The 240-nt window shown below is 47.5% G+C and carries 1 protein-coding gene; it reads right to left on the reverse strand.

All coding sequences use genetic code 11. The features are described from left to right. Positions 1 to 240, reverse strand: a 240-nt coding sequence (locus ACR9ZK_RS23220; protein ID WP_481344271.1) for a hypothetical protein, incomplete at both ends; no start/stop codon positions are given.

A 240-nucleotide genomic window follows, 5' to 3' on the forward strand; every position in this document is an offset into this window, starting at 1 on the left:
TTCCTGTAGCGGGATCTAAGGTGGCGGTTCCGTTGTTTGGTGGCGTGTCAATTGTTGCAGTACCTAAACCAACAGGGACATTATGACTGGTAAACTGCGGGACAATTGTTTTCTGAGGATCACAAATGATTAAGCTCTTTGTTACCTGTTCGTAGCAGGATTCCACAACGAAAACCGGCGTTGAGGTAAAGCAACTTCCCATTCCCACTTTTACCGTGTAGGTTCCGGCCTGCATTGGAG

This window comes from Monashia sp. HAY1-5C, assembly GCF_056755255.1.